Origin of the sequence: Bacillus sp. cl95, from assembly GCF_900115925.1 — a bacterium.
Taxonomy (GTDB): domain Bacteria; phylum Bacillota; class Bacilli; order Bacillales; family Cytobacillaceae; genus Neobacillus_A.
Genome location: NZ_FOYF01000002.1, coordinates 71540 through 85769, shown reverse-complemented (window position 1 = coordinate 85769; position 14230 = coordinate 71540). Strand labels below are relative to the sequence as shown.

The following is a 14230-nucleotide window of genomic DNA, read 5'->3' as shown; positions in this document are numbered from 1 at the left end:
AATCTCTTCTGGCTTTAATCCAATAACAACAAAGTTTAAGAAAAGAGCCTACATTAAACGGGTGGTGACTGAATGGAACACAAAAAAACGTATAATGCAAAAGAACTCAAAACGCCCTACGGTAATTTATTTATTGAGGGGCCCATTACTGCTGAAAAATTGGCAGGGTATGAATTCCATCATGATCTTGTGGCATTTCGTCCCCCAGCTCAGCAACATAAAGCATTAGTAGAAATTTCCGCTCTTCCTGAAGGTCGTATCATTGTAGCAAGACATCGCCATACAATTGTAGGGTATGTTACCTTCTTGTATCCTGACCCACTAGAACGGTGGTCAGAAGGTAAGATGGAAGAGCTAATAGAACTTGGAGCGATAGAAGTCATCCCTGAGTTCAGAGGATGCTCAGTAGGTAAAAACCTGTTAACGGTCTCTATGATGGATAAAGCAATGGAAGATTTCATTATAATCACTACTGAGTATTATTGGCATTGGGATCTTAAAGGAACCGGTCTGAATGTTTGGGAGTACCGAAAAGTAATGGAGAAAATGATGAATGCCGGTGGACTAGAGTATTTTGCAACGGATGATCCAGAAATCAGTTCCCACCCTGCGAATTGCCTCATGGCAAGGATTGGTAAGAATATAGGTCCTGAATCTGTACAAAAATTTGATCGTCTCAGATTTATGAACCGATTCATGTATTAGCAACTATCTAAGTGCACATTTAACCTAGTTACAATCTTTCTATTTTGTTTTAAATAGAGGAGGTTTCAAAATGATTGTGGAAGAAATTATGAAAACTCAAGTAGCCACCCTATCTGCTTCTCATACTATCGCTGATGCAATTCGACTTATGGAGGCAAATAAGATACGTCATTTACCTATCATCAATGAGGATGACCATGTAATAGGGCTGGTAACGGATCGGGATATCAAGCAGGCTACCCCCTCCATCTTTTATAAAGATGAACACAACGAAGTATTTGGAAGAACACTTGATACTATCATGAAAAAAGACATCATTACTGGGCACCCACTGGACTTTGTAGAAGAAACCGCTGCACTTTTTTATGAACATAATATTAGCTGTTTGCCTATTTTAAAAGATAGAAAATTGGCCGGTATCATTACTGAAACTGACCTTCTACATACACTTGTCGAGTTGACAGGCGCCCATCAGCCAGGTTCTCAAATAGAAATAAGAGTGCCAAATAAGGCTGGAGCACTTTTTGAAATATCAAACATAATCAGAAATCGGAAAGCAAATATTCAGAGCGTACTTGTCTATCCGGACAAAAAGGATGAAGGCTATAAAGTTCTGGTCATCCGACTGCAAACAATGAACCCAACCTCTTTGGTACAGGATCTTAAGGGAGCCGGACATCAAGTTCTTTGGCCAAACTTCCCGGAGACTTCTGTATGATCAATGAAAATGTCTTTATTTATTCTGATGATCTGCTTAAGTACAAATTTAGTAAGGATCATCCCTTTAATCAATTCCGTTTAAAGTTGACGGTAGATTTGCTAAAAAAATCACATGCTCTGAAGGAAGAAAATATATTGGCACCCAGGATGGCAACAGAAGAAGAACTTTGCCTTGTGCATGATCCAAGTTATGTGCAGGCTGTCAAAAAGGCGGGGCATGGAGAATTGCCCAAAGACGTGGCGGAGAACTATGGACTCGGTACCGAAGACACGCCTATCTTCCCCAATATGCATGAAGCTAGTTCCTTGCTCGTAGGCGGGACATTAACAGCGGTAGATGAAGTAATGTCAGGTAGATCCCTGCACGCTTTAAACCTTGGGGGCGGGCTTCACCATGGCTTTAGGGGCAAAGCTTCGGGTTTTTGTATTTACAATGACAGTTCTGTAGCCATTAAATACATACAAGAAAAATACCAAGCACGCGTACTCTATATTGACACGGACGCCCATCATGGAGATGGTGTCCAATGGTCTTTTTATGACGACCCAAATGTTTGCACATTATCCATTCACGAAACAGGACGATACTTATTCCCTGGGACAGGGAACGTTAATGAACGAGGTCAAGGTAAAGGATATGGATACTCATTCAATATACCTGTAGACGCCTTTACAGAAGATGAATCTTGGATCGATGTTTATACAAAATCCATCAGGGAAGTGGCAGATTTTTTTAAGCCGGACATCATTCTCACTCAAAATGGTGCGGATTCACATTATTATGATCCCCTCACCCATCTTTCAGCGACTATGAAGATTTATCGTGAGATTCCTAAGCTCGCCCATGAAATCGCGCATAAATACTGTGGAGGTAAATGGGTTGCCGTTGGAGGTGGAGGTTACGACATATGGAGAGTTGTCCCACGTGCTTGGTCCTTAATCTGGATGGAAATGACAGAAAACTCAAACTGTTATGGTAGTTTACCATCGGAATGGATTGAAGCTTGGAAACCTCTTGCAAAAGTCCCATTGCCGGATTTATGGGATGATCCTGAAGGCATATATCCAGCAATTCCCCGCAAAGGTGAAATTACCGAAAAGAATCTGCAGACTCTAGAAAAGGCATTATACCCTATTAGAAACCGCACGAAAAGCGAACTAGGGTGAGTAGGAAGTATGAAAAAAACTCGCCAGAAGGCGAGTTTTTATTTTGTGGAGTTTCTATGTTCAATTCGGTGCGGAAGTACAACGATGTTATCTGAAACTTTTTCTTTATTCATATACTTTGTTAATAGACGCATTGCTACGGCACCAATATCATATAAAGGTTGTACGATAGTAGTAAGTTGCGGGCGAACCATTAATGATAATCTTGTGTTATCAGAGCTGATGACTTCAAAATCCTCTGGTACGTTGAAGCCCTTATCTTGTGCCCCGTGAACTACTCCAAGAGCCATTTCATCAGATCCAACCACGATAGCCGTTGGGCGATTTTCTATTTCTGCAATTTTCTCGAATGCTTCAAGACCTGAATCATAAGTATAATCCCCTTCGATTACAAGATCCTCGTTATAGGCGATCCCTGCATCTTCAAGGGCACTTCGATAGCCTTTCAGCTTTTTCTCTAAGTTTTTAGGCTCATGCAAAGGTCCGATAACGAAAGCAATTTGTTTATGTCCTCGAGAAACAAAATCTTGAACTGAATCGTAAACAGCTTTTTCAAAATCGATATTTACGGAAGGAATTTTTTCTGATTCTTCAATCGATCCAGCTAAAACAATTGGAACCGGAGATCTCTCAAATTCTGCCACAAGTTCAGGAGTGATATTTCCCCCCATGAAAACAATCCCATCTACCTGCTTACCAAGCATTGTATTTAATAAATGCATTTCCTTTTCCATATTTTGATCCGAGTTACTAAGGATAATATTATACTTATACATTGTTGCAATATCCTCAATACCCCTTGCAAGCTCTGCAAAAAAGATACTTGAAATATCCGGGATAATTACTCCAACGGTTGTCGTTTTCTTACTTGCTAATCCTCTTGCAACGGCATTTGGACGGTAACCTAAACGGTCAATTACTTCTAATACTTTCTTTCGTGTTGTTGGTTTAACATTTGGGTTGCCGTTTACGACACGAGACACTGTTGCCATCGAGACATTTGCTTCTCTTGCTACATCATATATTGTTATATTCAATTTTCTTACACTCCTTTATCGAACCAGACACTTTTTCTTTATTTTACAGCAACCAGAGAAAATCTAGTCACAAGATTAAGATTGTGATTTGGTAAACAAATTAATTATGTTATTAATAATACGACAACCTGGGTATTGCCGCAATGTAAAGACACCTATTTTAATACTATTTTAAGAAATTTATCTTTAATATTGGCTCTTTTCGTAAACTTTGTTGCTTTCACAAACAAAAGTAAAAATCGGCTTCTGGATTTTTACGATTCTTATTCAAATATAGGTTCAAGAACTTCTCGAAAAGATCCCGGAAGCCAATATTGATACGTATTGGAAGAATTATTCGAAAAACAACAATCAATGAGAAAATAGCCTTAATAATTGAAAAGCCTTCTGTTTTGAAAACAGAAGGCTTTATATAATGATGTTACGCTCTGACAAATTTAGATGAAAGCAACTCGCTGAAGAAATGATCAAATTGCTTAAGATCCATTTGCTGAGCAGAATCTGATAATGCAACTGCTGGATCTGGATGAACTTCCGCCATTACTCCATCCGCTCCGATAGCCAGTGCTGCTTTTGCAGTTGGAAGTAATAGGTCCCTGCGTCCAGTAGAGTGAGTCACATCCACTAATACTGGCAAATGAGTTTCTTGTTTAAGAATTGGAACCGCAGAAATATCAAGCGTATTTCTTGTTGCTCTTTCATACGTCCTGATACCCCTCTCGCAAAGGATAATCTGACCATTCCCTTGAGCCATGATGTACTCAGCAGCGTTGATAAACTCTTCAATTGTAGCAGCAATTCCTCTCTTCAGAAGAACTGGCTTGTTAACTGCTCCAGCTGCTTTCAATAATTCGAAATTTTGCATGTTTCTAGCACCAATTTGAATGACATCGATGTATTGAGAGGCCATTTCAATATCAGCAGGATTTACGATTTCACTAATAACCGCCATATCGAACTCGTCAGCAACTTTTTTCAAGATCTTAAGGCCTTCTACACCAAGTCCTTGGAAGTCATAAGGTGAAGTTCTCGGTTTGTATGCTCCACCACGAAGCAATTTCAGACCTTTTTCCTTCATTGCCTTTGCTACAGTAGCCACTTGCTCATAAGACTCGACAGCACAAGGTCCGAATACGAAATGCGGATTGCCGTCCCCAATCTTTTCGCCACGAAGATTTACAATCGTATCTTCTGGCTTTTTCTTTCTGGAAACAAGTAATGCTTTGCTGTGATCATCTTTTTGCAGTTCTAGCCCAGCTTTAAAGATTTCTTTAAAAATATGTTCAATTGTGGAATTTTCAAAAGGACCATCGTTATTATCCTTAATGAGGTCGAGCATTTTCCGTTCCCTTACCGGATCGTAACGGTAAACACCTTGAAATTCTTTTGCACGGCCAATCTCCTGGACGAGTTGAGCTCGTTGGTTGATTAGTTTTAGTAGTTCTAAGTTGATTTCATCGACCTTGGTACGAAGTTGATCTAATTCTTTATTGCTCATTTCATTCCCGCCCTTTCATCGTTCCACAACATTATTTCTTTTCAATTACCTTGCCTTTGGCTCTGTTAAACTTGCCTGTTGATTTCCGCTCCAGTCGCTTGCTTTCCGGTACGAATTATGAAAAATCCCTAATGCAGGCTTTTTCATGAACGAATTCGTCTTGGGGGCGTTCGTCGAGCCTCCTCGTCGCTATCGCTCCTGCGGGGTCTCGCCTGTAACGCTAATCCCCCAGGAGTCAAGCGCCTTCCACTCCAATCAACAAAGTGCAGAAAACAACAATGTACTTTAATATTACCTTGCCTTCAATAATTATGGTTTATTATAAAGGAAAAATTTATGATTGTCACGCACAAAATCTTTATTAATTAAACGCTTTTAAGTATTAAAGCAATGTATGTAAATGATCAGTTAATGGTGCGTTGCATATATAAATAAAGACACCCAGCGGATGTCTTTATTGTTGTGCAAAAATAGCAGCTTCTAAAGATTTATTTGTAATTTTCCAATGAGATGCATGCCACTCCACTTCACCATTGACAAAAAGGATAGCTTGAGGTGATTCATGTTTAACTTGAAACTTCTCAGCTATTTCATTTGATAAAGGTCTGGAATCTTGCACAATCAAATAACAAGCGTTCATATCAGGATGGTTGCTGACAAACTTCTTGTACTCATCATATCCAGCATGGCTAATCGGACAAGTAGAACTATGCTTTAAAAGAAGAAGCTTTTCTCCTGCTTTAAGCTGTTCATTAAATTCTTCCATTGTAGTAATTTGTTTTGACATGAATATCCCCTCCAAAAAACAAACGGTGAAGTCATTTTACCACTTCACCGTTTAGATAACAATTTTACTGTTTTAAATTACAATTTTACTTTACTTTCTTCTTCTTCGAATGCCGCTTTGGCTTCCTCGAGCTTTTGGCGAACATCATTGTCATCTTTTAATGTTAAGTCATCAAAAGGAGTAGTCGAATTCTCAACTTCTTCACTTACTGATGCCTCCACTACTTCTGTTTCATTTAGCGTAACGTCATCATTTAGAGTATCGACTGCTTGAACAGAATCTGTTGAGTCTGATTTAGAAATCAAATTCAATTTCTCTGCCTTTTCCTTGGCCATGCTTACGATTTCAGTACCTTTTGTCATCGCAGTCTCACGTAGTTGACTCGTTTTTTCTTTTAAGACACCCGCCTGCTCAGTCAAATCATTTCTTAATTCCTTGCCTGATTTCGGTGCAAGGAAAACCGCAGCTGCCGCTCCAACTAATCCACCAATAACAGCCCCTACTGCAAAGTTCTTCATGTTCACCGCTTCCTCTTCTTGAGGTAAGTTGCTTTCGTTTCTGTCATTTTGATTGTTCAACACTCCGATCTCCTCCTTTTTATTGTCTTAATCTTGTTTTTTGACCTTCTCTTGCAATTAGTTCATGGTTTGATGCTGACACAGCTTGTTTTTTTGACTTCCATTTATCTTTTAGTTCGAGAAGGACATTGCTCCATTGCATAATTTGCGAAATCTTCTCTTTGTTGTTTTCGAGTTGACGATCAACTGTCGCACTGATGTTTTGCAGTGATTGGTTAAATTTATGGACGGATTGTCCGACATCCTTCACTGCCGCAACTACGCTGTTCAAGCTTTCAGATTTTTTCTGTATATCATCTGCAAGACTATTGGTCTTATGTAACAATACTGTTGTTTCCCTTGTTACCCCATTAAGTTGATTTTCAAGACCTACCAACGTTTTTGATACGCTCTCAAGTGTTACTTGAAGCGACTTAAGTGTTTTCGATAAATAAATCACTAGAACGAAAAAAGCGACCGCAATTAGTGCTACGCTTAGATATAAAATTATTTTCATCTCATACACCTCCATTAAATCTACATTTAAGTAATACCCATACTAAACGGGCATAAACCAAGCTGTCTACTTATTATTTCAATGTCATCTCTATTTTCTCCTGCCATTTTAAAAAATTACAGAAAAATAACATTTTAACAATCTCTATGAATTCGGTTACAATATTACAGAACATCATATTTTGTATTAGGAGGCTATACATAAATGAAAGATCCTCGGATTGAAAAACTCGCAAAGAATTTGATTAACTATTCCATTCGTTTGCAAAAGGGTGAAAAAGTTTTAATAGAAAACTTTGGACTACAACGCGAACTCGTCATGGCTCTTGTAAAAGAAGCTTATGCTGCAGGAGGCTACCCTTTTGTCTCATTAAAAGATCAACAGGTAGACCGTTCTTTATTAATGGGAGCACAAGAAGAGCAATATCAAATGATGGCTGATTTCGAAGCAAATGTTATGCAGAAGATGGATGCTTACATTGGTTTACGTTCTGGTGATAACATTAACGAACAAGCCGATGTGCCTAGCGAAAAAATGAAAATCCATGGAAACAGCATTGGTAAAAGAGTTCATTCAGAAATTCGCGTACCTAAAACACGTTGGGTTGTGCTGCGCTACCCTAACTCTTCAATGGCTCAATTAGCGAAGATGAGTACAGAAGCTTTTGAAGACTTTTATTTCAATGTATGTAACCTTGACTATGCAAAGATGGACGAAGCGATGGATAGCCTAGTCGAGTTAATGAACCGTACTGATAAAGTACGCATTACAGGTCCTGGTACAGACCTCTCATTCTCTATTAAGGATATCCCTGCGGTAAAATGTGCCGGACACTTAAACATTCCAGATGGAGAAGTTTACTCCGCTCCTGTTCGCGATTCAGTAAACGGTACAATTACGTATAATACGCCTTCTCCATACCATGGTTTTACATTCGAGAACGTGAAGCTTACTTTTGAAAATGGAAAAATCGTTTCGGCTGAGGCTAATGATTCAGAGCGAATCAATAAAATATTCGATACGGATGAAGGAGCTCGTTATATCGGTGAATTTGCGATTGGGGTAAATCCATATATCCAAAATCCAATGCAGGATATTTTATTTGATGAAAAAATCGATGGAAGTTTCCACTTCACACCTGGTCAATGCTATGATGAGGCATTCAATGGTAATCACTCCAATATTCATTGGGATATGGTGAACATTCAGAGACCTGAATATGGTGGAGGCGAAATTTACTTCGATGACGTCCTTATTCGTAAAGATGGCAGATTCGTCATTCCTGAATTAGAAGGCTTAAACCCTGAGAATCTTAAATAAAGGCTCTTTTCGTAAACTTTGTTGCTTTCAGATGCAAAAGTAAAAATCGGCTTCTGGATTTTTACGATTTTATATGAATTCTGGGTTCAGGAGCTTCTCGAAAAGCAACAATCAACGCGAAAGCAACCTAAATATAAATGAAAAGGATGCAACAATTGTTGCATCCTTTTTGTATCAATTTATAAACTAAATTGCTTTTCGTAAGCTTCTTGGAATTTTTGAATATCACCAGCACCCATAAAAATAAGCACACTATTTTCATGTTTTTTGAGAGACTCAGTGTTATCCTCGGAAATTAAATCTGCACCAGAAATCTTTTCGCGAAGATCTTCAATGGAAAGCTTCCCGTGATTTTCACGTGCCGAACCAAAAATTTCACACAAGTATACTTTGTCTGCCAAGTTCAAACTTTCCGCAAAATCATCAAGGAATGTTTGGGTTCTTGTAAATGTGTGCGGTTGAAAAACAGCGACAATCTCTCGATCAGGATATTTTTGTCTTGCCGCGTTAACCGTTGCTTTTATTTCTGTAGGGTGGTGTGCATAATCATCAATTATGACTTGAGTTCCAAATTTCTTCTCAGAAAATCTTCTTTTTACGCCTTCGAAAGTTTGAAGTTGTTCCATAACCGTTTCAACTTCCAATTCCTCATAATGGCTTAGCGCAATGACCGCTAGTGAGTTTAAGATATTATGATCACCGAACGTTGGAATTTTGAAAGTATGATAAAAAGTATTTCGAATAAAGACATCAAAAGTAGTTCCTTCAGTTGATTTAACAACATTTCTTGCCTGGAAGTCATTTTCTTCCCCAAATCCATAGAACAGGACTGGAACTTTTGCTTGGATCTTTTGAAGATGTTCATCATCTCCACACGCAAAAATGCCCTTTTTCACTTGCAAAGCCATTTCTTGGAACGCTGAGATAACATCATCAATGTTAGCGAAATAATCGGGATGATCAAAATCAATATTGGTCATAATGGCATAGTCCGGGAAGTATGAAAGGAAATGACGACGGTACTCACACGCTTCGAATACGAAGTATTGTGCACCTTCTTCACCTTTACCCGTTCCATCACCAATCAAAAATGAAGTTGGTTTAGCGCCTTTCATAACATGGGCAAGCAATCCTGTAGTAGATGTTTTCCCATGAGCACCCGTAACCGCTACACTCGTAAAGTTTTGCATAAAATCACCTAGGAAACGGTGATATCTTACAATAGGAAGGCCTAACTTCATCGCCTCTTGAATTTCTTCATGAGTATCAGGAAATGCATTACCGGCAATAATCGTCATGCCAGGCTGAATATTCTCCTTTTGAAAAGGAAGGATCTTTATTCCTGATTGCTCAAGGGCCTGTTGAGTAAAAAAGCGCTTTTCGACATCGGAGCCTTGCACTTCAAATTTCATATCATGCAGGACCTGCGCAAGAGCACTCATCCCTGACCCCTTAATACCTACAAAATGGTAAATAGTCATATAAAGAACCTCCAACAAACGTCTATCTGTAAAACAGTATATGACATCTATCTATTTTTGCTAATCTATAAAGCTTAATGCACTACTAGGTGAATACCATTACTTTTAAGTATTAAAACATTATATCATCTTTTTTTTCATAAAACACATATAAGTGCTAATCGTGACTATTCTACTCTACTCTCTCAAGACGCTCGTTATGACGGTATCGCCTACCAGCTTTCGCCTGGTGTTCACCGTTAATCATAACATTATCACCGGTAAAACCAATATTGATCTTTAATAGGCTACTGCCTACTCCATAAATATCAACCGGCACGCCCTTTTCCTCAAACTCACGAATTCTTGTTTCCGTGAATCCGCCACTCACAACAATCTTAACATGATTAAAGCCTTCTTGATCAAGTGCTTCTCTCAGTGCAGTGATGAGTTCAGCATTTACTCCTCTAGGATCGAATGTTCCCAATAGGTGCTGATTTCTTAAAAAGTACTGGTCAATCATGGTTCTGGATGTGTCGACCCTGACACCCTTTAGTACATCGCCAAATTCACGAGCGACTTTCAAGGAATCGGTAATAACATCATTATTATAATCTACAAGAGTAATTAAATCATCTTCGGGATATGTTTCAATATATGCCCTTGTTGCTTCAACAATATCGCCATTGAATAGTTGGATAAGTGCATGGGGCATCGTTCCCATTCCTTTCTTACCCCACCATTCATTCATCGCATGTGTCGCTTGGGCGGTTGCTCCGCCCATGTAGGCTGCATAACCATCACCTGATTGAGTGATAAAGTGGTCATCTCGGTCGCCCATAAAAATGACCGGCTTCTGAGTTCCAGAGCTTGCGGCTGCTTTTACGACATTGTACACATTTGTCGCCACGGATGTACGCCGTGCAAGAATTCCGTCTATTACTCCTTCAAGGTAACCAAAGTTTTGATATGGACCTTTGATGGTTAGAACCGTTTCAAATGGACTGATCTTGTCGCCATCTTTTAACGAATTGATTTCTAATTCGTCAGGGTTAGTGGCAAATGTTTTTACGAGGGCAATGACCTCATCTGTCCCACATAATACGGCGGTGCTTTTCTGGAAAAACTGCATCGTTACCACATTATCACTATGGTATTTTTCGATGATTTCCTTTGTTTTTAAGAAGTAAACAGCTGAAAACCAGCCTTCTTTTACTCTTTCGTCAAATTTAAACGTTTGATTTGTTAGACGTTTAATAACGCCTTGTAACTTTAACTCAATTTCCTTCATTTCTTTAAAGCTCCTCATAAGAAATCCTAAAGGACGTTCTGCAATTTTCTTGATGTCCTACTATTATTTGTTCACGTTCATAAAGAATACCATTCTTTATTATATTGTACTACTTTCTTGAAGAGATTCTAATTCCGCTGCTGTGATAAGGACATCACGCGGCTTACTGCCTTTTGCTCCGGAGATATATCCATGGTCTTCCATCATGTCAATCAGACGTGCAGCACGGTTATAACCTACTTTGAAACGGCGTTGCAAGCTAGAAGTTGAAGCTCCACCTTGATCTACGACAAATTCACATGCCTCGTAGAACAGTTCATCTTCCTCTTCTGTTACTTGTGCTCTCTTCAATAGTTCTTCTTGTTCAAATAAGTACTCTGGAGCTCTTTCCCTTCTAACATGTGCAACTACCTTATCAATTTCTTCGTCAGTAACAAATGTTCCTTGCAATCGGACTGCTTTGGATGAACCATTTTCTAAAAATAACATGTCACCACGGCCCAGTAATTTTTCCGCTCCACCGATATCAATAATGGTCCGTGAATCAATCTGCGAGCTAACCGAGAATGCTACCCGTGTTGGGATATTAGCCTTGATGAGTCCTGTTATAACATCCACGGAAGGCCTTTGAGTTGCCACAATTAAATGAATACCACATGCTCTTGCTTTTTGGGCAATTCTACATATCGCTTCTTCTACATCTGCAGGAGACATCATCATTAAGTCTGCAAGTTCGTCGATAATGATGACGATGAATGGTAATTTATCAGAATAACGCTGATGTTTCATAGCCAATTCATTGAATCGATTAATATCACGAACTCCCGTATGGGCAAAGAGTTCATAACGTCTTTCCATTTCTTCAACTGCCCATTTTAATGCTGCTGTCGCTGCCTTCACATCCGTAATGACTGGACTGACCAAATGTGGTATCTGGTTATAAGGTGCAAGTTCGACCATCTTTGGATCAATTAAAAGCAGTTTAAGATCTTCTGGACTAGCTTTATAGAGAAGACTTACAAGAATAGAGTTAATGCATACACTTTTACCCGATCCTGTCGCTCCTGCTATTAGACCATGTGGCATTTTCTTAAGGTCCGTAACAATTGGTGCACCAGAAATATCTAGACCTAATACTGCCGTTAATGGTGACTGATTTTCTTTAAAAAGTTCCGTATTGATAATTTCACTTATCATGACAGGACGAGAACTTGGGTTGGGCACTTCTATTCCAATCGTGTGCTTTCCAGGAATCGGTGCTTCTATGCGAATATCTCTCGCTGCCAAGCTAAGCTTAATATCATCCGTCAAGTTTGTAATCTTGTTTACTTTAACCCCTGGCTCCGGTTGTACTTCGAAGCGAGTTACAGCTGGTCCTTGAGTAACATTGACCACCTTTGCTCCCACATTAAAGTTTAATAGGGTCTGGTTAAGCTGCATTTCTTGATTAATTAACCAATCTGAGTCTGCATTTTCAAACACGGGTGGATTTAGTAATTCAGTACCTGGAACGACGTAATACTGAGGCTCACTTGTTTCGACCGTTTCAAAAGTTTGTCGCGTTTCCACAGAAATTATTGTTTGTTCTAGTTGTTGATTTTGCTGTCCGACAGGTGATTGAGTTTCATTCACTTGATTGACCTGTGTGTCAGGTGGTTGAGTTTCATTCACTTGATTGACCTGTGTGTCAGGTGGTTGAGTTTCATTCACTTGATTGACCTGTGTGTCAGGTGGTTGAGTTTCATTCACTTGATTGTCCTGCGCTACAAGTCGTTGAATTTCATTCACTCGATGAATAGGATTAGATACTGCTGATTGGAATCTCATTTTTTCTTCTAGTTTCCGTTTATCCTGCTTTAACATCAATACATTGAATGGGAGATGGCGTCGAGCGGGTTCGTTCTCTACCACAACAGGTCTTTCCTCTTCTTTGTTGAGTACCGTAGACTCTACACTATTTTCTTCATGGAAGTCGGTTCCTGTAATTACTACTTCATCATCAATAATTTCCACTTCTTCCAATTCAACGATCGCTTCAATTTTCTCATCTTCCACTTCAATTTCAATATCTGAAATCTCTTCTTGTACCTTTATAATATTTCCTACTTCTGGGTCATCTTCATGTATTACTGTTGCAGCAGCAACAAGTTCCGTTTCTTGATTTTTAGAATCAAGGGACACAGCATCATTGGTGACTTGCTCAAGATCTGATTGAATTGTTTCTTCGATTTTGACTTGAGATTCATGTTTATCAACTTCCTGTATATAAACAGTTTCGCCAACCGCCTCTAATGGGGTTAATTTAGTAGTTTCATAGTCTTCCAGTTTTAGTTCTGTGAAAATAGGAATCGAAGTATTCTCTGCCTCTAAAGCGGGAGGAAGCTTATCTTCTTGGGTAACTTTCGATTCCACCTCATGAAAGCTTTCAGTATTGGGCGGTGTATTCCATATTTCGCTTCCCGCGACTTGGTTTTGATAGCTAATGAGTTCTTCCACTTGAACATTCGGATCGGGAGTAAAATCTGAAAGTTCATGTTCAACTGGCTTCGCTACTTTAGGACGTTCGAATCCATACACCGGTGATGGTATCTCGGTTGGCTGAAATGGACGTACCTTTTTGACCGGTTTTGGAAGAACCCTTTCCCGCTTGATGTTTTCCTCAATTGGAATTTTCCGTTTGGGCGTTTCATTTTTGATAATAGTGCTCTCTTCTTTTTTTGGTGTTGGGACTATTGGGTTTCGTTCTCTTTGTTTTTCCCGCGGTTTCCGTGAAGGAAGTGTTTGGGCACTTTCATCTGGTATGAGAGGAAATCGAAACTGTCCTTTTGGATAATGATATGCGATTCTTGCTTCACCTTTTTTGTTACCGTCACCTACTGTACTTTGGTTAGGGGTATAAGCCTTTTCGCTTTCAAGCTCATTATGTATGGTCGTTTCTTCAAATTCATCTTGTTTTTTAAATGTCTGTAAAAAGCTTTGAATCCAGCCCAAAATCTATCACTCTTTCTAATTCTTCTATCTTTCTATTTTAACAGTATTTCTTAAAAATTCGACAATAAATCCTAGAATGAGTCGAATAGTGCACTATTTGGTTACATTTACCATTAAAAAACTCTTTAAACATGTAAAGCCTGAAACAACTGTTAATAATTCACTAACAAAAAGTAACCT

Annotated in this window: 12 protein-coding genes; 4 read left to right on the top strand and 8 right to left on the bottom strand. The window is 39.0% G+C overall.

Going from position 1 to position 14230, the window contains the following annotated elements:
• Positions 1 to 72 precede the first annotated feature (72 nt).
• The 3 genes from BMZ31_RS05725 to BMZ31_RS05715 all read left to right on the top strand — a co-directional run bounded on the left by BMZ31_RS05725 (position 73) and on the right by BMZ31_RS05715 (position 2592).
• Positions 73 to 705, top strand: coding sequence for a GNAT family N-acetyltransferase (locus BMZ31_RS05725; RefSeq protein WP_090830778.1), 633 nt, complete (start codon positions 73 to 75; stop codon positions 703 to 705).
• Between the two features lie 70 nt (positions 706 to 775).
• A complete protein-coding gene (locus tag BMZ31_RS05720) occupies positions 776 to 1423 on the top strand; it encodes an acetoin utilization AcuB family protein (RefSeq protein WP_090830777.1) in 648 nt (215 codons plus the stop codon).
• A complete protein-coding gene (locus BMZ31_RS05715) occupies positions 1420 to 2592 on the top strand; it encodes an acetoin utilization protein AcuC (protein ID WP_090830776.1) in 1173 nt (390 codons plus the stop codon). The genes BMZ31_RS05720 and BMZ31_RS05715 overlap by 4 nt, the downstream gene beginning before the upstream one ends.
• A gap of 38 nt (positions 2593 to 2630) precedes the next feature.
• Here BMZ31_RS05715 and ccpA read toward each other — a convergent pair whose 3' ends face one another.
• The 5 genes from ccpA to BMZ31_RS05690 all read right to left on the bottom strand — a co-directional run bounded on the left by ccpA (position 2631) and on the right by BMZ31_RS05690 (position 6988).
• Complete coding sequence (gene ccpA / locus BMZ31_RS05710; RefSeq protein WP_090830775.1) at positions 2631 to 3629, bottom strand: catabolite control protein A; 999 nt, start codon at positions 3627 to 3629, stop codon at positions 2631 to 2633.
• A 421-nt stretch (positions 3630 to 4050) separates the two neighbouring features.
• Positions 4051 to 5127 (bottom strand): bifunctional 3-deoxy-7-phosphoheptulonate synthase/chorismate mutase, encoded by a 1077-nt coding sequence (locus BMZ31_RS05705; protein WP_090830774.1) that lies wholly within the window; start codon positions 5125 to 5127, stop codon positions 4051 to 4053.
• A gap of 454 nt (positions 5128 to 5581) precedes the next feature.
• On the bottom strand, positions 5582 to 5914 hold the full coding sequence (ytxJ, locus tag BMZ31_RS05700; RefSeq protein WP_090830773.1) for a bacillithiol system redox-active protein YtxJ: 333 nt from the start codon (positions 5912 to 5914) through the stop codon (positions 5582 to 5584).
• Between the two features lie 77 nt (positions 5915 to 5991).
• Positions 5992 to 6495, bottom strand: a complete 504-nt coding sequence (locus BMZ31_RS05695; protein WP_090830772.1) for a YtxH domain-containing protein — start codon at positions 6493 to 6495, stop codon at positions 5992 to 5994.
• A 16-nt stretch (positions 6496 to 6511) separates the two neighbouring features.
• Positions 6512 to 6988 (bottom strand): DUF948 domain-containing protein, encoded by a 477-nt coding sequence (locus BMZ31_RS05690; protein ID WP_090830771.1) that lies wholly within the window; start codon positions 6986 to 6988, stop codon positions 6512 to 6514.
• Between the two features lie 204 nt (positions 6989 to 7192).
• On the opposite strand from BMZ31_RS05690, the gene BMZ31_RS05685 reads away from it, so the two are divergent.
• Positions 7193 to 8308, top strand: a complete 1116-nt coding sequence (locus tag BMZ31_RS05685; RefSeq protein WP_090830770.1) for an aminopeptidase — start codon at positions 7193 to 7195, stop codon at positions 8306 to 8308.
• A gap of 179 nt (positions 8309 to 8487) precedes the next feature.
• Here the strand turns inward: BMZ31_RS05685 and murC are convergent, their stop codons facing one another.
• The 3 genes from murC to BMZ31_RS20700 all read right to left on the bottom strand — a co-directional run bounded on the left by murC (position 8488) and on the right by BMZ31_RS20700 (position 14050).
• Positions 8488 to 9789 (bottom strand): UDP-N-acetylmuramate--L-alanine ligase, encoded by a 1302-nt coding sequence (gene murC, locus BMZ31_RS05680; protein WP_090830769.1) that lies wholly within the window; start codon positions 9787 to 9789, stop codon positions 8488 to 8490.
• 172 nt (positions 9790 to 9961) lie between these two features.
• Positions 9962 to 11059 (bottom strand): nicotinate phosphoribosyltransferase, encoded by a 1098-nt coding sequence (locus tag BMZ31_RS05675; RefSeq protein ID WP_090830768.1) that lies wholly within the window; start codon positions 11057 to 11059, stop codon positions 9962 to 9964.
• A gap of 99 nt (positions 11060 to 11158) precedes the next feature.
• Positions 11159 to 14050: a DNA translocase FtsK gene (locus tag BMZ31_RS20700; protein WP_254778636.1), complete on the bottom strand. Its 2892-nt coding sequence runs from the start codon at positions 14048 to 14050 to the stop codon at positions 11159 to 11161.
• Positions 14051 to 14230 lie beyond the last annotated feature (180 nt).

Excerpts from the sequence above, each read along its gene's own strand:
- BMZ31_RS05725 (WP_090830778.1), top strand. The coding sequence starts at position 73 with ATGGAACACAAAAAAACGTATAATGCAAAAGAACTCAAAACGCCCTAC.
- BMZ31_RS05720 (WP_090830777.1), top strand. The coding sequence starts at position 776 with ATGATTGTGGAAGAAATTATGAAAACTCAAGTAGCCACCCTATCTGCT.
- BMZ31_RS05715 (WP_090830776.1), top strand. The coding sequence starts at position 1,420 with ATGATCAATGAAAATGTCTTTATTTATTCTGATGATCTGCTTAAGTAC.
- BMZ31_RS05705 (WP_090830774.1), bottom strand. The coding sequence starts at position 5,127 with ATGAGCAATAAAGAATTAGATCAACTTCGTACCAAGGTCGATGAAATC.
- ytxJ (WP_090830773.1), bottom strand. The coding sequence starts at position 5,914 with ATGTCAAAACAAATTACTACAATGGAAGAATTTAATGAACAGCTTAAA.
- BMZ31_RS05690 (WP_090830771.1), bottom strand. The coding sequence starts at position 6,988 with ATGAAAATAATTTTATATCTAAGCGTAGCACTAATTGCGGTCGCTTTT.
- BMZ31_RS05685 (WP_090830770.1), top strand. The coding sequence starts at position 7,193 with ATGAAAGATCCTCGGATTGAAAAACTCGCAAAGAATTTGATTAACTAT.
- murC (WP_090830769.1), bottom strand. The coding sequence starts at position 9,789 with ATGACTATTTACCATTTTGTAGGTATTAAGGGGTCAGGGATGAGTGCT.
- BMZ31_RS05675 (WP_090830768.1), bottom strand. The coding sequence starts at position 11,059 with ATGAAGGAAATTGAGTTAAAGTTACAAGGCGTTATTAAACGTCTAACA.